We start from the raw sequence: 18,211 nt of genomic DNA, 5'->3' as shown, positions 1-18,211 counted from the left end.
GTCACTACTCATCTCTTCGAACAGGGAGTTCACGGCATGTACGAGCAGAATCGCGGACACTCACACAGGGGCGGCGGCGGACGCCGCGACGGGGGCGGTTACGGCGGACACGGAGGCCATGGCGGGCATGGCGGCCACAGACGCGACGGTGGCGAGCGAGGCGGCGAACGCCGCGGCATGCCGCTCTCCGAGCTCGACCCCAACCTCACCGACATGAGCCGGCGCGTCATCGGCTGCGCGATCGAGGTCCACAAGGCGCTCGGCCCCGGCTTCGATGAGTCGTGCTACGTCAACGCCCTCAAGGCCGAGATGACCAAGGCCGGGCTCAAGTTCAAACTCAACCACGCCTTCGACGTCGTCTACGCCGGCGAGAAGGTCGGCTCCGCGACCGCGGACCTCTACGTCGAAGACCGCTTCGTCGTCGATCTCATGGCCCGCCCCGGCGAGATCGGCTCCTACGAGCGCAGCGCGGTCCGCGCACAGCTCCGCGCCGCCGACCTCGAACTCGGTCTCATCATCAACTTCTGCGAGCGACGGCTCAAGGACGGACTCGTCCGCGTCCTCAACCCCGACAAGCTCAACGCCATGCGAGGCGACGACGAGGAGTACGAAGACGACGACGAGGGCGACGCCCCCGACGGCAACACCGCCGACTTCGAGTGATCGAGACTCGCAACCGAGGAACAACGTCCGATGGGCCAACGCCGCATCGTCATCACCGGCATGGGATGGGTCACCCCGCTCGGCACCACGCTCGAGGGCGTCTGGTCGCGCCTCCTCAACGGAGACTCCGGCATCGGGCCCGTCACACACTTCGACGCCTCCACCTTCGTCACCAACTTCGCGGCACAAGCCCCGCCCATCAACCTCGCCGAGTATCTCGACGATGCCTCACCCTTCTCGGCGGCGGCGCGGAACTCGCGCTTCGCGCTCGCCGCCGCGTCGATGGCCCTTCGCCAGGCCTCGTTCAAGCCCCGCGACATGGCCAAGCCCTACCGCGCCGGCATGTACCTCGGTTCCGGTGAGGGCCCCCACGACTTCTCGCACTACGCCGCCATGCAGATGGCCGGCTGGAACGCCGAGACCCGCACGATCGACTCCGGCGTGTGGGCCTCGACCGCGCGACGGCGCATGGAGCCCCACCACGAGCACGAGCAGGAGCCCAACATGGCCCTCTCGCACCTCGCACACGCCTTCGGTTTCCGCGGGCCCGCGTACAACTGCATGACCGCGTGCGCCGCGAGCACGCAGGCCATCGGCGAGGCCTTCGAGATCCTCAAGCGCGGCGACGCCGACGTCATGCTCGCGGGCGGCACCCACTCCATGATCCATCCGCTCGGCATGACCGGCTTCATCCGCCTCACCGCGATGAGCAAGCGCAGCGACTCGCCCAAAACCGCCGCACGCCCCTTCGACAAGAACCGCGACGGCTTCGTCATGGGCGAGGGCGCGGGGATGCTGGTGCTTGAAGATCTCGAACACGCCAAGGCACGCGGCGCGACGCCCCTCGCCGAGATCGCCGGCTTCGGCTCATCGGCCGACGCCTTTCGCATCACCGACATCCAGCCCGACGGCAAGGGTGCCCAGGCCACCATGAGGCAGGCACTGAAGCAGGCGGGGATCGACCCGCGCGAGCCCGGCCCCGATGGTCGTCCCGGCGTTCATTACATCTCTGCGCACGGCACCGGAACGCAGGAGAACGACGCGATCGAGACCGCCGCGGTCAAGGGCGTCTTCGGCCCCATGGCCCCGAAGATCCCCTTCAGCTCCGTCAAGAGCATGCTCGGGCACCTGATCCAGGCCGCGGGCGCGGTCGAACTCATGACCTGCGTCATGGCCATCAAGACCGGCATCGTCCCCCCCACCATGAACCTCTCCGAGCCGGACCCGGAGTGCGATCTGGATTACGTGCCGAACGCGGCACGAGACCTGAACCCGCAGGGCGGCGTCGAGGTCTGCCTCTCCAACTCCTTCGGCTTCGGCGGACAGAACGACACGGCGGTGGTGAGAAGGTTCCGCGGGTAGGCGAAACGAACGTCAAGAGAAGAGAACGCAGAGGGCGCGGAGGGAAGACGCGGAGGACGCGGAGAAGGGCCTTTGGGGCGGCACCATATGCGATCGAGGTGAGATGTGGGCGCAAGCTACCGACTTGTCAATCTCACGCGGCGTGAGCGTGTCGAGGTCTCTGGTTTCGGCGTTGACAAGGCGCGCGAGATCGTTGGCTCACACGCTGTGTCGACGCTCGTGCTGTGGTACATGCTCTCCTGCCGCGGCGATCAGATCGCATTCGTCAGCGACTATGACTCGGAGGCGGGCCGCCCGGTCTTCGGACGCTCGCTGAGCGCCACGGAGATCGACGCGTTCACCGACGCGACAGAATCAGCCATTCGGCTGGCTGTCAGCGCCGGCGTGCTTGTCGATAAGGGATGGGAGGAACTCGTGGACGATCGCTCTATTCGCGTTCGTCACGTCGAGGTTGACCATCGTCCGGGCCGGCTTCCGTCCGAGGGCTTGTGAGGACGCGGGACAGATCTGCGCCTCCGGTGTGAATGGTGATCAGCGATGGCGCTGGATCACGTCGCGCGTGATGACGACGGGCCTTGGACCGCCTGCGCCGAACGTGATATCGGCATCGGTCCAGACGATGTGGCTACAGTTCTTAATGGCGGCCTCCGGCGTGGGCTCGGTCGCGAGCAGGCCGACGTTGTGGTGCATCGTTGGGGGACGGTCCATTGGCTCGCCGATGATGATGTCGGCGTGCTCGTCGACGGCGCCGGCCGCGTTTGGCTCCAGCCACACGATCGCGCCGTACCAGACGGGGTACTTTGTGCCCTCGCTCCATGATGACGCGATGATGCTCGCTTGCGCGGCGTGCGTGCCCGACATCCTGCCCACTTGAAACGACAGAAAGACCGTCGCGGCAAACGCGAGGAAGAGGCCCGACGAGAAGACGATGCGGGCCAGGCGCGACGCTGAATGCGGCCGAGGGCTGCAGTTGGACATCTGCTCACTCCGAAACATTGCGGCGGCTTAGGGGCTGAGTGAAGTGAACGCAGATCACAGACCCGCTTGGGCGGCGTGGCGTGCAACCGGACGAAATAGACGAGGTCGTAGCCGCTATTCGGGCCGATGCGCCGAGACGGCTTATTGCATCGCTTCATGGTGCTCGGCCTCGCGCTGAAACCTCCGATCCTTCCAAGCCCGACGGTTTACCCGGCGGGCGCTCTCCGGGCTCTACCACCCGCATCCGCCCTCAAGGCGGATGCGGACTACATAAGCGGCGTCTTCCCCGGCATCGGCACCTCGGGCGTTGGCAGCGGGCCCATCTCATAACTCGGCGGCGTCAGATCCAGCTTCGAGTTCAACGCCTGCTCCCACGTCACTGTCTTCCCCGTGTACGCTGCCATCCGCCCCATGATCGCCGTCAGCGTCGACTCGGCAACCTGCTTCGCCTCGTTCACCCGCTTGCCCGACTTGATCGCCTCCAGCAGATCGACGTGCTCCTGCACGTACGGATTGTTGTTCGGGCCCGCGAACTTCCATGGGTCCTCGCCACCACCGCCACCGCTCCCCGGAGCCATGCGCAGATCCGCCGCGCCTGGGCGCAGCGTGAACGATCCCCGCGTCCCACGGATCACCTCTTCCACGCGCGACGTCGTTCCGTCCTGCTGGCGGCACATCGACATGCACGTCGCGCCCGACGCGTACTCAAAGAGCACGCCGAAATGGTCATAGATATGCCCATACGCCGGGTCCGTTCGCACCTGCCGGCCCCCGACCGCCGTCGCCTTGTCCGGGTGCGTCTCGCCGCTCGATACGCTCATCGCCCAGTTCACAACATCCAGGTTGTGCACGTGCTGCTCGACGATGTGATCGCCCGACAACCACGTGAAGTAGAGCCAGTTGCGGATCTGCCACTCCATGTCGGACCACTCGGGCCTGCGCGGGTGCATCCACAGCCCGCCCTGATTCCAGTACGCCTCGCTGGTGACGATGCGCCCGATCGCCCCGTCCCTGATCCGCGCCATCGCCTCGCGATACGAGGTCTCGTGCCGGCGCTGCGTCCCCGCCACGATCGACAACCCCTTTGAGTCCGCCATCGACGACGACTCGAGCACAGAGCGGATCCCCACGGGATCGACGGCGACGGGCTTCTCGACAAAGACGTGGCACCCCTTCTCGACCGCCGCACGCAGGTGCATCGGCCTGAAGTGGGGCGTCGTCGCGAGGATCACCATGTCAAGATCGTTCTCGAGCAGCCGCTCGTAGGAATCAAACCCCGTGAGCACGCGATCGTCCGGAAGATCCACGCGATCGCGCCACGGGTTGTCGCTCGACGAGAGATACCCCCTCGCGCCGCCGATGCGATCGGTGAAGAGATCCGCCATCCCCACCAGTCGCACATCGGGCGAGGCCTCGAGCGCGTTCATCGCTGCGCCGGTGCCGCGCCCCCCGCACCCGATCACGCCCAGACGGATCGAATCCATCGAACGCCCCGAACTGGCGAACGCCATATTCGAGCCCGAGAGAGACATGAGACCCAGCGCAGAAGCGCCGGCAACAGAAGTCTTGACAAAGTCGCGGCGGGTCACGGGGTTGTCGGACATTGGATACTCCTACGGAAAGGCAAAGAGAACGCGGAGGACGCGGAGCAGAGACGCAGAGGAACGCAGAGAAGACCAAGAGTCTTTACCACCGAGATACGCGGGCACAGAGAGGGAACGGATGAGGGAGAAAGGAGACGAATACGGAGTTGATGAACAGTCTCATGTCCTCTCCATCGCTTCCCCTCTGCGCCGCTCTGATTCCTCTGCGTTCTCCGCGTTCTCTTCACGAACATCAGATGAGCTTGGTCTGGCCGGGGATCGCCACCTGCGGCATGGGCATGGGGCCCCAGGCGAGGTTCTCCGGCACCAGTGATTCCTTCGAGTTCATTGCCTGCTCCCACGACACCGTCTGCCCGGTGTACGCGCTCATCCGAGCCATGATCGCCATCAGCGTGCTGTTCGCGCCGCGCACCGCATCGTTCAGCGGCGCGCCCGCGCGGATCGACTTGAACAGCTCCTCGTGCTCGGTCTGGTACATGTCGCGATCGGCGCGACCCGTGTACTGCCACGTCCGCTTGTTGTCCAGGTCGCGCGTCTCAAACGTCGGAACCCACCCGTTCACCGTCGCCGACCCCTTCGTCCCGTAGATGTAGTCCGTGTTGTCCGCGGGGCACCCGTCGATCTGGCGGCACGTGTGGTGCGACCGCAGCCCACCCTCGTACTCATAGATCGCCGCGAAGTGATCGAACGCGTTCCCGCTCTCAGGGCCGAACCGCGCCGCACGCCCCCCCAGACAGTTCACACGCAGCGGGATCCGATCCCCCACCGCCCACGCGCCGCGATCGATCGAGTGGCACGCCTGCTCCACAATGTGATCGCCCGAGATCCACGTGAAGTGCCACCAGTTCCGCATCTGGAACTCCACGTCGCTCCACTCCGGCTTCCGCGGCCGCTTCGTCAGCGTCCCCGTGTGGTACGTCGTGTGTACCGACATGATCTGCCCGATCGCGCCCGAGTTGATCTTGTCGAACGTCGCCACCATCCCGTCGTGGAACCGCCAGCAATACCCCACAACCGTCGCCAGGTTTTTCGCCTTCGCCTGCTTCGCCGTCTCGATGAACGAACGCACGCCCGGCCCGTCCACCGCCACCGGCTTCTCCGCGAACACGTGCTTGTTCTGCTCGATCGCATACCGATAGTGCACCGGTCTGAACGCCGGATACCCCGTGATCAACACCGCATCAACACCCGCGTCGATCGCCGGCTTGTACGACTCAAACCCGACAAACCGCCGCTCGGGCGGCACCTGCACGCGCGCCGACGCCCCCTCCCCCATCGTCTCCGTGATCCCCTTGAGCGACGACTCGAGCCGCTCGCCGAACACGTCCGACATCGACCACAACACCACGCCCGGATCCGCAGAGAGCGCCTGGATCGCCGCGCCCGTGCCGCGCCCGCCGCACCCGACCAGCGCGATCCGGATCTGGTCCGACCCGCCGCGCAACCCCGAACCCAGCCCCCGTTCTTCAATCCGCGCCGCGCTCGCAGTCGAAAGACCCGGCACACCCAGCCCGAGCCCCGCAAGACCCAGCCCCCTCAGTCCCAGCCCCGCCAATCCCGCGGCAGAACCCTTGACAAACTCGCGACGGCCGCGATCAGACGACGACGTTGCAGGATCCATGCGTGCGCTCCGGTGACGTGCGAACAGAACGCCCAATGTAGCACATCGCAACCGCCCCGCGCCGGCAAACCACACGCAACCCCAGCACCACGTCCACACCCTCACCGCTGCCGAATCGTTTCCTCCACGCCCGCCGCGGCCGCGAACCGATCGTGCATCCCCCTGTATCTGGCGATCTCGGGGTGATCCTCCGGATACGCCGCCTCAGCAATCGCAATCGCTTCCTCTATATGTGCGATCGCATCGGCGTGCATGGCGCGCCGCGAGCGCAGATCGGCGAGATTCGCCAGCGCGACCGCCAGCACCGGGTGACCCGGAGGAAACGTCCGACGCACAACCCCGACACACTCAGTAAAGAGCGCGTCCGCCCCCTCAAGATCGTCCCGCTCCTTCTTCACAGAGGCGAGATTGTTAAGAGAACGGGCAAGATCCGGATGGTCGCCCTTATAGATCCGCCTCGTCATCGCCAGCACATCCGACAGCATCTCCTCCGCCGTCGCAAGATCGCCCTGGTCGCGACGCAGGAACGCGATGCTGTTCATGCACGAGGCGATCTCCGGATGATCACCCGGATAGAGCCGACGGTTCATCTCAAGGGCCTCATGGAAGATCGGCTCCGCGCGATCGAGCCGCCCGAGGTCCTTGTTCACGAACGCGATCCGGATCAGGCACTCCGCCGTCATCGCGTGATCGCCCGGGAACAGACGCCTGTTCATCGCGAGCGCGTCCTCAAGCAGCGGCTCCGCCTCCGACATCCGCCCCGCCGACATCCGAAGGTTCGCGATGTTCACCGTGTGCAGCACCACCGAAGGGTGGTCCCCCCCGTGGATGCGTGACGTCATCTCCAGCGCCTCGAGAAAGAGCGCCTCCGCCTCTGCCTGACGCCCGAGAGACTCGCGCACCGTCGCAAGGTTGTTGATGCACGCCGCAACCAGCGGGTGATCCCCCGAGAAGAGCCGCCTCGACATATCGAGCGACTGCACGAAGAGCGGCTCCGCCTCGCCCTCTCGCCCCGCCATCGACCGCTGCAGCGCGAGGTTGTTCATCGCCTCCGCCACCATCGGGTGGTCCCCCGGGTGCAGCCGCCGGATCATCTCCAGCGCCTCAACGAGCAGCGGCTCGGCGTCGTCGAACCTCCCCATGTCCCGGCGCGTGATCGCCAGATTCGTCAGCGATGTCGCCACCATCTCGTGGTCGCCGGGAAACAGACGCCTCGCCATCGCCAGCGCATCCGCGTGCATCCCCTCGGCCTCGGCCAGCCCCCCGAGCTTCGCACGCACAAACGCCAGGTTGTTCATCGAGCCCGCGACCGATGCGTCGTCCCCGGGGTGCAGCCGCCGGCGCATCTCCAGCGTGGCCGAATAGATCCCCTCCGCCTCGGCATACCTCCCCTGCGACTCCACCGCGCTCCCCAGACCGTTCATCGCCGACGCCACGCCATCCGAGTCCCCGTCAGAGATCGACCGCCGGATCGCAAGCGCCCGCGCAAACTGCGCCTCGGCCATCCCCGGTCTGGCGTTGTTCTGCAGGATCGCGCCGATCGTCTCGCGCAGCCGCGCCTCCGTCTCCGGATCGACCGACCGCGACGCGTCCAACTCCGCGATCGCGTTCTCCATCGCCTCAACAACCGTGACCGACTCCGCGCCCCCCTGGTAAGGATCCGCCTCACGCAGCGACCGCGTTACAAGATCGATCACCGCCTCCGCCCGCGCCAGCGCGAGCGACTCTCTCCCGAGCGCCTCCCGCGCCGCGTCACGCTCCTGCGATGCCACTCGCGCCTGCCACAGCGTCCCCGCAAGGCCCGCCAGCAGCACCGTCAGCAGCACACCACCCGCGGCCAGACGAACACGGTTCCGACGCACGAACTTCCGCACCCTGTACCGCGTGCTCTCCGGCGCGGCGACGATCGCCTCACCCCTCAGGTATCGCGACACATCCGCGCCGAACTCACCCGCCGAGGCGTACCGCTCCGCCGGGTCCTTCCGCATCGCCCGCATCGGGATCCACTCAAGCTCCGCCCTCAGGTCACGCTCCAGCGCATCGATCGCCGTCCGACGTCGCAGGGCCGCCTCCTTCGACGCCTCGGGCGAGAGCCCGAGCAGCCGCCGGCTCGGCGTCGGAGGGTCCACGTCGCGGATCATCCGCTGCACCTCGGCGTAACTCGCCGCACGCAACGCCCGCGAACTGAACGGCAACTCACCCACCAGCAACTCATACAGCAGCACGCCCAGCGAGTACACGTCGCTCCGCGTGTCGATGTCGCTCGCGCCCATCGACGCCTGCTCCGGACTCATGTACTCCGGCGTCCCCACCATCACGCCCGCCTCCGTGTGAGGCCCATCCGAAGCCGGCGAGTGGCCGATCGCCTTCGCAATCCCGAAATCGATCACCTTCACCAGCGGCGCGCCGTCGGCCCGCGCCACAAGAATGTTCGACGGCTTGATGTCACGATGGATCACACCCTTGAAGTGCGCGTGCTGCACCGCGTTGCACACCGAGACAAACAGACCCAGCCGCTCACGCACCGACAACGAGTGGCGATCGCAGTACGCCGTGATCGGCTCCCCCTCGACCCGCTCCATCACGAAGTACGGGCGACCGCGATCCGTCACCCCGCCGTCGAACACACGCGCGATCCCCGGGTGGTCCATCCGCGCCAACGCCTGACGCTCGTGCTCGAACCTCGCCACCACCGCCCGAGAGTCCATCCCCGGCTTGATGATCTTGAGCGCGACACGCTGCACCATCGGGTGCCGACGCTCCGCCAGCCACACCGTGCCGAATCCGCCAGAACCCAGCATCGAGATCAACTGATACGGACCGACAAGATCCCCCGGACGCTCGAACGCCGCCGGCTCCGATGGCGCCATCTCGCCCGAGATCGCTCCGGCGCTCGTCACCACCCCATCCTCTCCCGATCCGCCGGAGCGAGCCCCGTCCCGCGCCCCGCTTCCCGCGCCATCCCCGCCCGGCTCCGGACCCCGCGTGACCCCTGTGTCGTGCCCCGATGTCATGACGCGCCTCCCCTGTGGCACTCCCGCTCGTTCAGCGTATCACATCCGACTTCCCGCTTCCCGCTTGAATGCACCGAGACAAACCCCGAAGATACACCCATGCACCACGCCGCGCTGTGCGTCTCGATCATCCTTCTCGCGCCCGATCGACAGACCGCCGCCCCGACGCCCACCCTGCAATCCCTCCGCCAGGAGGCCGCGGCTCTGCTCGCGCCCTACACCGATGCCGCAGGCACCGATGCCGAGGCCACCGTCCGCGCGGTCCGCGACGCGATGCGCACGATCGAGACCGAACTCGAAGACGAAGAGAGCCAGACCAGCGTCCTCTACGAGGGCCTCATCTTCGGCTCCACCGTCTGGCAGGATGCCGAACCCGATGTCCGCCTCCGCTCCGAACAGGCCACCCGCACCGCCATCCGCTGGGCGCACGACTCCGGCATCCTCGAGCGCCTCGCATCGCTCTCAACACCCATCCAGCCACCGACACGCCCGCTCGGCAGCATCGGCGATCGCGGGGCCGCACGCGAAACCTCGCGAACCGCCGGCGCAACCCGGCGCGCCGCGCTCCTCCTCGCGGCACACAACGCAGAATCCCTCAGAGCCGGAGACCGCGCCGCTTTCGTCCGGGGCACGCGCACCCTCGCCACACTCGCGCGAGTCGTCTCCATCACCGCCGTTCAAATCGATCGGCTCGCCGCCGGCGCGATCGAGCAGCTCATGCTCGCGCAGGTCCGCTCCGCCGTCGCGTCACGCCTGCTCGACGACGCATCGCTCCGCGAACTCGACGCAATCCTCGCCGAGCCCGCGTGCATCTCGCCCGCCGTCGCCATGCGGGGTGAATCCCTCGCCACGCTCGTCCTCACGATCGAGATGGCCGAACTCGCAGCGCAGGAAGCGAACGAGGATCACGACACACCCGTCAACCTCACGCCCGGCCGGCGCATGCTCCCCACGGGCCTCTCGCTCGACGCACAGGTCTCGCTCACACGCCGCGCCTTCGCCGAATGGGCCGAACTCATCGACACCCCGCCCGGCGCAAGGGCCGCGCGACGCACCGAACAGGCCGAGATGTGGAACGCCGTCATCGCCAACGCCATGCTCGGCTCCATGTTCCGCGTCTGCGAGCGATTGACCGAAACCGCCGACATGATGGAAGCAACACGCCGCGGCACGCGCATCCTCCTCGCCCTCGAACGCCACCGCCTCGCCACCAACACCCACCCCGAAACCCTCAACGCCCTCGTCCCCGAATACCTCAGCCACCCGATCCCCGACCCCTACACCGACCGGCCCTTCGGCTACATCGGACCCGCAAAGGGCCCCCACCCGGGAGGCCGCCCCTTCGTCCTCTACGCAGCAGGATCAGACCTCACCGACAACGGCGGCGTCGCCGACTTCACCAATCGCTACAACCCCGATCGAAGCAAGTCCGGTGGCCAGGACATGCCCATCAACGTCGAAACGCCCGAGTGATGGCCCGCCGGCCCCGCGCCCTCACAACCCCTCCGCGCGCCCCTCAAAGCCGTGCCTCTCCTGGTGCGCGTTGAACGCGCCCCGCATCCCCGCCGGCAGACGCAGCGCATCCCCAGCGTTCCTGCGCTCAGGACGCACCTGCGCGATCGCGCTCTCAAGCCACACCCCGTCGCATGGCAAACCGAGGTGCGCGCACACACGCCCCACAACCTCGCGCGGGCTCGCCGTCAGTTCCGAGTACCGGATCTCGAGCATCCGATCACCCAGCCCCTCACGCCACCGCTCCGCCTCCCCCATGCTGCACAGCCACTCATACGCGCCCCGCTGCGCATCCGTCGAGAGCAACCCCACCTCATCCCCGAAATAACCCGCCCGCGCCCCGTCACGCGCCAGCGCGGCCCACTTGCACCCTTCGCGCCCCCACCACTGGTTGTAGTTCCGCTTCCCCGCGATCCGGTATGTCCCCACCGTCGCCAGACGAGCGATCGAACGCACCACGTCCAAGCCGTCACGCACGATGTGAACATACCGCGTGCGCGAAGCATCCGGCACCAACGCCTCAATGAACCCGATGCGGCACACATTGTGAGGCGTCTTCTCGATCAGCATCCGCCGCCCGGCCGCCGTCGCCTCCGACAGCATCGTGCGAACGAATCGGATGCGCGCCTCCGGCGTCGCGAACGAGGCGTCCATGAAAAACGCTGGCTCCGCCGTGGTGTGAAAGTTGGTTGCGTCACTCCTCGCGTCGATCGCCGCCCACGCGTGATACGGCTCGAACAGATAGAGCGCGTCCGGATGCCGCTCGAACAACCGCCCCAGCATCGTCGTCCCCGACCTGCCGCTCCCCACGAAGAACGCCGACGCCGGCTGGTCAGACGAGCCCTCCCCCTCGACGGGCGTCCGCGCCCGCCGAAGCGCACGCCGCCGCAGACCGTCATACTTCACCGCCCGCAGATACGGGAGCAACGCCTGCACCGGCGCGGACTGCTTGAGTGACATGATCGCACCGCTCCGTTCGTCTGGGCTCAACTCGGCGTCAGGCCGCGCTCCACACGCTTCAACTCACGAACCTTCAGACAGATCTGATACTCGTAGATCGCCTGCAGCACGCAGTACGTCAGCCCCGCACGCCCGTCCATGAACCCACGCCCCAGGATGTACATGTACAGAAACTTCAGCACCGGCCTCAGCGGCATCCGGAACGACAGATTCTTCAGCTCCAGACGGCGCGTGTTCCGGTCGCGAGAGAACAGCCGCCCCAGCGACACCGGGTTCTCCTTGAGCGCACGCATCGTCTCCCGCGCCTCATACGTCGAATACCGGTTGTGCCGCTCGAACCACTCCCCCAGCCCCTTGCTGAAGTTGTAGTGGATGAAATGATTCCGCAGATACCCGTGCTCCCCGTCGATCAAAGGAACCGGGTTCGCAAGCCGCTCGAAGCGGATCTTCGAAGGCCGAAAGAACCGCATGATGTTCCCGGGAGGCATCGCGTGACGCAGCCACCTCCCCATGAAATAGTTCCGCCTCCCGCAGTAGAACGCCACCCGCCGCTCGCTCTCGTCCGACGCGATCGCCTCGATCTCCGCACGCAACTCCGGCGTCATCTGCTCGTCCGCATCCAGATAGAACACCCACGTGTTCGGCCACGGAATGTTCTCCATCGCCCAGTTCTGGTGCGGCCCGCGTCCGTCGAACTTCCGCGCGTACCACCGACACCCGAACTCACGCGCGATCTGCTCCGTCCCGTCGGTCGAGAGCGAATCAAGCACCACGATGTCATCAAACCCGCGCACCGACTCCAGGCACGAGGGAAGATTCTTCTCCTCGTTCAGCGTCTGTATGAAAATCGTGATCGCCGGTCCGCTCATGCGTTCCCCCCGACACGCCGCACGCCCCACCCCATCACCGCAGACCACACCGCAGCCCGCGCCTCCTCCAACAACCCCAGGTCCGTCTCGCGCGACTCAACCTCCGCCCCTCGCGCCGCGCGCTCTGTCCGTGCCGTGGGCTCCGGCCGCGCACGCCCCGTGTGCGCCGCGATCTCCGCCACACCGATCACGTCGCGCCCCTCCACGCGCGCATCCACACACACCCGCGTCCCGAACGGATCCAGCGCGGGCTTCGTGTCGCGCTCGTCGATCGCGCCCGGATCGATCGCGCCCTGCTCCGGCGCGTGCGCCGAGAGCCGCCCCAGATCAACAACCAACTCTCGCGCGCCCCCGCCCCGCTCCACCCAAAGACCAAGAGCCGCAGAATCATCAGCAATCCGGCGGCACTGCATCGCGATCACCCGATCCCCGCCCTCATACACCGCCGCGTCGAACGACCCCTCCGGATGCAGAGGCGTCAACGAAAGCACACCCCCCGCCATCACTCCCGCCTCCTCGTCGTCGCGCACGATCTCGATCGCGCCCGCCCCGGTCTGAACCAGCAGCGTCGCGTCATCCATCCACGCGTGCCGCGTGATCCGCCCCTCGCACACAAGCCGCAACCCGCCCGCGCCCCTCGCGTCCGTCGTCAGAAGCCGCGTGTGAACGATCCCATCCGCGCGCTCGAAACTGTGCAGCACGGCGACGCGCCTCCCCCCAGGCGCATACGAGACATCATCCACAACGTGCACGCGCCCCTCACCCAACGCCGAGCGCCGGAACTCGGCGATCTCCGCCAGCGAGAGCAGCAGCTCGCTCGTCCCCCGCGCCAGATCGACCACATGCACGCCGCTGTGCCGCGGCGCGGGATTGGCCACGTGCGGATCGACCAGCGCGGGAATCGCGAGCGCGTGCCGAAGATCCCCCAATCGCTCGAACGGGATCGCCAGCGCGAAGGCCCCGTCCGGCGACACCGTGTGGACCGCGTGCCCGATCGCCTCTGTCCGCAGCAACCGACCCCCGCGCCCGAGCGACACGATCTGCGCATGCAACCGATCATCATCGTCGCGCGTGTTGAAGATCGCACGCTCCGCCCCGATCCACTGCAACCTCGCGCCGTCCGCGTGGCTCCACGCTGTCGTCGTCCCGAAGCAGGCGAACGCGCCGCTCTCGACATCCAGCAACCCCACCTCGCACGGCTCGATCTCGTCCGGCTCGTGCTCCAGCGTCGAGGCGCGATGCGCCAGCACGAGCGCGCCGTCCTCGCTCCACGAGCACCGCGCCCCGCGCGAACGGAACGTCCGCCAGTCACCCAGCGCGTCGGGGTTCTTCGCCGGCGAGATCACACGCAGCGGCACGCTCATGCGCCCTTATCCCCCGCTTCATCGCTCACGCCACCCGCTCCCCCACCCTCCTCGCGGATCACACGCGCACGAATCGGCTTCGCCGGACTCCCCACACACACCGTCCACTCGGGCAGATCGCCGAACACGCTCGATCGCGCCCCCACCACCGTCCCCTCGCCGATCGACACACCCGGGCCCACGAACACATCCGCCGCGATCCAGCACTGCCCGCCGATCCTGATCGGCAGCGGCACCAGCGGCCGCCTCGACCGCTCGAAATCATGCGTCGCCCCGCACAGGTAACTGTACTGGCTCACCGTCGTGTGCGCGCCGATCGTGATCCGCTCCACGCAGTAACAATCCACGCCGTCCGCCAGCGTCGCGTAGTCCGCCATCTCAAGATTCCAAGGAGCCCACACGCGGCACCCCGGATACGGCCGCGCCCGCCACGACACGCGACCCCCGAACATCCGCAGCAGCATCACCCGCCACCGATGGCACGGGCGAGGCGAGAACCGAAACAGCGTCCCCTGCACCAGGCCCCACAGCACACGCCCCGCCCGGTTCGAGAGCGAGTGAGGGCTCGGCGCGCGTGAGATATCCACGCCGCTCATGCGCCCGCTCCTGTTGCAACAGGCACGAACGCGCGCGGCTTGATCGCCCGCGCCGGCTGCCCCACCGCGATCGACCACCCCGGCACCTCTCCCTCAACCAACGCCCGCGCCCCGACCACCGTCCCCGCGCGCACCACAGCCCCGGGAAGCACCAGCGAATCCGCCGCGATCCAGCAGTCATCCTCGATCGTGATCGCCCCCTCGATCGTCCGCGACGGGTCACGCGGATCCAGCATCGTCGTCGTCACAATCGCCAACTGGCTGATCACGCACCGCTCACCGATCGACAGCCCGCGCGTCAGACGCAGCGTCGCATGATCACCGAAAATCGTCAGGTGCCCCGCGCTCAGGTTCCACGGACGATCGATCCGAACGCTCCGCCGGATCTTCACGTTCCCCCGCAGCCGCGCGCCGAACATCCGAAGAATCCGACGCCGCACGCCGTGCGCCACGTGGGGCGTCGCCCGGAAGAGATGCCGCCCGATCAGCCGCCACGCCAGCGCGCGACCGATCCGCTCGCCTCCCTCGCCCGGTTCATTCATCGCGCCCGCGTGCGCCATCGCTCACACCCCCGTCCCGGGCCGCGCCGACACGTCCTTCGCCGGATTCCCCTTCAACTCCGAACCCGCCGGGAACGAGCGATACACGCTCGCCCGAGGCCACACCACACACCCATCGCCCAGCACAACCTCAGGACCGATGTACGCATCCAGACCGATGAAGCACCCCGCCCCCACCGTGATGGGCGGCTTGATCAGCGGGAATCGCGAGTCCGTCATGTCGTGCGTCCCAGCGCACAAGTGCGCTCGGAAATCGATCACCGTCCCGCTCCCGATCTCGATCGGACCAAGCCCGTACAGAATCACACGCTCACCCACACGCACGTTGTCCCCCAGACGCACATTCCACGGAATCAGAATGTCCACCGAGCGCGCGATCACGCACCCTCTCCCCGCCCGCCCGCCGAATCGACGGATCAGCCACGGACGCGCCCCGGAACAGACAACCCACACCACACGACCCAGCGTCGCCCACACGATCCGAATCACCTTCTCACGCGTTGTCCACACCGACCGACGCGCAGGCGGCGGATGCACCCCCCCCACCTGCACCCCCACCGACCCTCCCACACTCCCACCCGCCCCATCCCCCGACGCACCCGCCGCGCCCTCGGTGCCAGCGCCCGTCGTGCTCGCCTCAGAAACTGGGGGTGAAGTCTTCATCATGCGTAAGACAGCCCGATAACAAAGGCAGGATTCTGAACGGTCCTATGGTAACGGCCCGATCCGGCCGACGTATACACGCACATTGGATCGGCGACCCTCTTGATCGGCTTTGAAGATGAGCACGACGACCACGCTCGAGAATCTTGCGCGGAAATACCTTCCCCCCTCCGGCGCGCGCCTGGCGAAGCGATTCGCCGTCTGGCCCAGATACCGCGCACAGGCAAAGGCATGCCGCGAGGGCTTCAGACTCCACGGACAGAAGTACACACAGCCCGTCCTCTTCGTCGCCGGGTTGCCCAAGAGCGGCACAACCTGGCTCGAAAAAATGATCTCCTCCTATCCCGGCTTCCATGAGCTCCTCATCCCCGAGGTCGCGGCACACGAGCTCGCCACCGGCGGCTCACACGACTACGAACTCCCCGACAACATGTTCGAGCGCTTCAAGGACATGCTCGTCCTCACCAAGATGCACGTCCACGGCTCGCCCCACAACGCCGATGTCCTCAGGCGCGCCGGCGTCCGCTACGCCATCCTCTTCCGCGATCTCCGCGACGTCGCCGTCTCCAACTACTTCTACGTGCGCAACACCCCATGGCACGGCGACCACCCCCACTACGCCGGAAAGAGCGTCGAGGACGGCCTCCTCGTCTTCGCCGAACGCACGCTCGCACCATACGCCCATTGGGTCCGCTCCTGGAACAAGAACCGCGACCCGAACGCCTCGGTCATCCTCCGATACGAGCAGATGCTCGCCGATCCGCGCAGCTCCGTCCGGCAGGTCGCCGACCTCTTCGACCTCCCGCGCGACGAACAGACCATCCAGTCACTCGTCGATCGCTTCAGTTTCAAGAACATGTCCGGCGGACGCGACAGAGGCGAGCAGAGCGCGACCCAGTTCGTCCGAAAGGGTGTCGCAGGAGACTGGGTCAACCACTTCACGCCCCGCGTCCGCGACGCCTTCAAGCAACGCGCCGGTGACTTCTTCATCGAGTTCGGCTACGAGAAGGATCTGAATTGGTGACACCCACCTCCCGGCAAGTCGAATCCGCAACCCGCCACGCGACACCCAGGCACGACGCGCACACCGAGCAGGAACGCGCCGCGGACCTCTCGCGACCCAACCTCGTCATCCTCAACCAGTACTACGTCCCAGACGTCGCCTCCACAGGACACCTCCTCCACGAACTCGCCGTCACCCTCGCACGCGAGGGCGTCGACGTCTCCGTCCTCACCGCTCGACCCTCCTACGGACCGCCGGAGACCTGGCAGCCCTGCCCCTACCGCGAAGAGATCGATCGCGTCCACATCAAACGCATGTGGACCACACGCTTCAGCAAAGACCGCATCCTCGGACGCGTCCTCAACTACGTCACCTTCACAGGCCAACTCGCCCTCCGAGTCCTCGTCGGATCGAGCCCGAAAAAGGTCTACCTCTACACCACCAACCCCCCCTTCCTCGGCACCATCGGCGGCTTCGTCTCCCTCTTCCGAAGACACACCTACGTCATGCTCCTCCACGACTCATACCCCCAGGTCGCCGTATGGGTCGGCACCATCAAGAAGGGCGGCTTGATCGAGAAGGTCTGGCACAGCGCCAACCGCCTCGCCTATCGACGCGCCGACCAGACCATCGTCCTCTGCCACGCCGCCAAAAAACTCGTCTGCGACACTTACAACATCGATCCAGAACGCGTCCACGTCATCCCCAACTGGGCCGATCGCAACAAAATACACCCAGTCCCCAAGCGCCAAACAAAGTTCGCCGCGGCCAACGGTCTCGTCGAGCCCTTCACCGCCCTCTACTCCGGAAACCTCGGACTCTACTACGAATTCGAAACCATGCTCGCCGCCGCAGAGAAACTCCTCCCCGAGCAGTTCCGCATGGTCTTCATCGGATCCGGCGGCAGAAAGCCCTGGATCGCCGACCAGATCAAGAGCCGCAGACTCACCAACTCGATCATGCTCCCCTACCAGCCCTTCGAGACACTCAACGACTCACTCAACGCCTGCGACGCGAACTTCGTCACCATCGCCAAAGGCATCGAGGGAATCAGCTTCCCATCCAAGCTCTACTCCTCACTCGCCGTCGGCAAGCCCATCCTCGCCCTCTCCGAGCCCGACTCCGAACTCCGCGATGTCGTCGAGAAGAACGGCGTCGGGCTCTGGTTCGAACTCGGCGACGCCGAAGGGCTGGCCAATGGCATCCGCTCGCTCATCGCCGATCCCGGTGCCGCGCTCGCCATGGGACGAAGAGCCCGCGAGCTCTTCGAACGCGACTACACGCGCCAGACCGCCGGCCAGAAGTACGCCGACGTCTTCCGCCTCGCCGATCCCGCCAAGCCCCGGCGCAACAAGCACCGCGCGGAAACCGCCACGAAGAACGCATGACCCGAGGCGAGTGCCGCGGCACCCCGGTCCTCCGCGATCTCTCCCGAGTACCAT

At 66.8% G+C, this 18,211-nt stretch carries 16 protein-coding genes; 6 read left to right on the top strand and 10 right to left on the bottom strand.

All coding sequences use genetic code 11. The features are described from left to right. Positions 1–36 precede the first annotated feature (36 nt). From KF838_12855 to KF838_12845, 3 genes are all read left to right on the top strand, one after another. Positions 37–663 carry a GxxExxY protein gene (locus tag KF838_12855; GenBank protein QYK47669.1) on the top strand — a complete coding sequence of 209 codons (627 nt, stop codon included), beginning with the start codon at positions 37–39 and terminating at the stop codon, positions 661–663. 30 nt (positions 664–693) lie between these two features. After that, positions 694–2,025, top strand: a complete 1,332-nt coding sequence (locus tag KF838_12850) for a beta-ketoacyl-[acyl-carrier-protein] synthase family protein (GenBank protein ID QYK47668.1) — start codon at positions 694–696, stop codon at positions 2,023–2,025. A 105-nt stretch (positions 2,026–2,130) separates the two neighbouring features. After that, a complete protein-coding gene (locus KF838_12845) occupies positions 2,131–2,517 on the top strand; it encodes a hypothetical protein (protein ID QYK47667.1) in 387 nt (128 codons plus the stop codon). Between the two features lie 39 nt (positions 2,518–2,556). Here KF838_12845 and KF838_12840 read toward each other — a convergent pair whose 3' ends face one another. The 4 genes from KF838_12840 to KF838_12825 form a co-directional block, all read right to left on the bottom strand. Beyond that, positions 2,557–3,003: a hypothetical protein gene (locus KF838_12840; protein QYK47666.1), complete on the bottom strand. Its 447-nt coding sequence runs from the start codon at positions 3,001–3,003 to the stop codon at positions 2,557–2,559. 266 nt (positions 3,004–3,269) lie between these two features. Beyond that, positions 3,270–4,607 carry a Gfo/Idh/MocA family oxidoreductase gene (locus tag KF838_12835; protein ID QYK47665.1) on the bottom strand — a complete coding sequence of 446 codons (1,338 nt, stop codon included), beginning with the start codon at positions 4,605–4,607 and terminating at the stop codon, positions 3,270–3,272. 232 nt (positions 4,608–4,839) lie between these two features. Beyond that, a complete protein-coding gene (locus tag KF838_12830) occupies positions 4,840–6,228 on the bottom strand; it encodes a Gfo/Idh/MocA family oxidoreductase (GenBank protein QYK47664.1) in 1,389 nt (462 codons plus the stop codon). Between the two features lie 101 nt (positions 6,229–6,329). After that, a complete protein-coding gene (locus tag KF838_12825) occupies positions 6,330–9,242 on the bottom strand; it encodes a serine/threonine protein kinase (protein ID QYK47663.1) in 2,913 nt (970 codons plus the stop codon). 99 nt (positions 9,243–9,341) lie between these two features. Here KF838_12825 and KF838_12820 point away from each other — a divergent pair, with 99 nt between their 5' ends. Next, a complete protein-coding gene (locus tag KF838_12820) occupies positions 9,342–10,715 on the top strand; it encodes a hypothetical protein (GenBank protein ID QYK47662.1) in 1,374 nt (457 codons plus the stop codon). Positions 10,716–10,736: 21 nt separating this feature from the next. On the opposite strand, the gene KF838_12815 is transcribed toward KF838_12820, so the two are convergent. From KF838_12815 to KF838_12790, 6 genes are read right to left on the bottom strand one after another with little or no spacing between them, the layout of a single operon-like run. Beyond that, positions 10,737–11,714, bottom strand: coding sequence for a sulfotransferase (locus KF838_12815; protein ID QYK47661.1), 978 nt, complete (start codon positions 11,712–11,714; stop codon positions 10,737–10,739). Positions 11,715–11,740: 26 nt separating this feature from the next. Next, on the bottom strand, positions 11,741–12,583 hold the full coding sequence (locus tag KF838_12810; GenBank protein ID QYK47660.1) for a glycosyltransferase family 2 protein: 843 nt from the start codon (positions 12,581–12,583) through the stop codon (positions 11,741–11,743). After that, complete coding sequence (locus KF838_12805) at positions 12,580–13,947, bottom strand: hypothetical protein (GenBank protein QYK47659.1); 1,368 nt, start codon at positions 13,945–13,947, stop codon at positions 12,580–12,582. The genes KF838_12810 and KF838_12805 overlap by 4 nt, the downstream gene beginning before the upstream one ends. Next, positions 13,944–14,543: a hypothetical protein gene (locus tag KF838_12800; protein QYK47658.1), complete on the bottom strand. Its 600-nt coding sequence runs from the start codon at positions 14,541–14,543 to the stop codon at positions 13,944–13,946. The genes KF838_12805 and KF838_12800 overlap by 4 nt, the downstream gene beginning before the upstream one ends. Then, entirely contained in the window at positions 14,540–15,103 is a 564-nt protein-coding gene (locus KF838_12795; protein QYK47657.1) for a hypothetical protein, read from the bottom strand. The genes KF838_12800 and KF838_12795 overlap by 4 nt, the downstream gene beginning before the upstream one ends. Before the next feature lie 3 nt (positions 15,104–15,106). Then, positions 15,107–15,769 carry a hypothetical protein gene (locus tag KF838_12790; GenBank protein ID QYK47656.1) on the bottom strand — a complete coding sequence of 221 codons (663 nt, stop codon included), beginning with the start codon at positions 15,767–15,769 and terminating at the stop codon, positions 15,107–15,109. A gap of 115 nt (positions 15,770–15,884) precedes the next feature. Here KF838_12790 and KF838_12785 point away from each other — a divergent pair, with 115 nt between their 5' ends. Then, positions 15,885–16,790, top strand: a complete 906-nt coding sequence (locus KF838_12785; protein ID QYK47655.1) for a sulfotransferase domain-containing protein — start codon at positions 15,885–15,887, stop codon at positions 16,788–16,790. Next, on the top strand, positions 16,787–18,157 hold the full coding sequence (locus KF838_12780; protein ID QYK47654.1) for a glycosyltransferase family 4 protein: 1,371 nt from the start codon (positions 16,787–16,789) through the stop codon (positions 18,155–18,157). The genes KF838_12785 and KF838_12780 overlap by 4 nt, the downstream gene beginning before the upstream one ends. Positions 18,158–18,211: the final 54 nt, after the last annotated feature.

It is taken from the genome of Phycisphaeraceae bacterium, assembly GCA_019454185.1.
Taxonomy (GTDB): Bacteria; Planctomycetota; Phycisphaerae; order Phycisphaerales; family UBA1924; genus JAHBWV01.
Note: the sequence above shows the minus strand (reverse complement) of the source record. Positions and strands in the feature narration are given on the sequence as shown.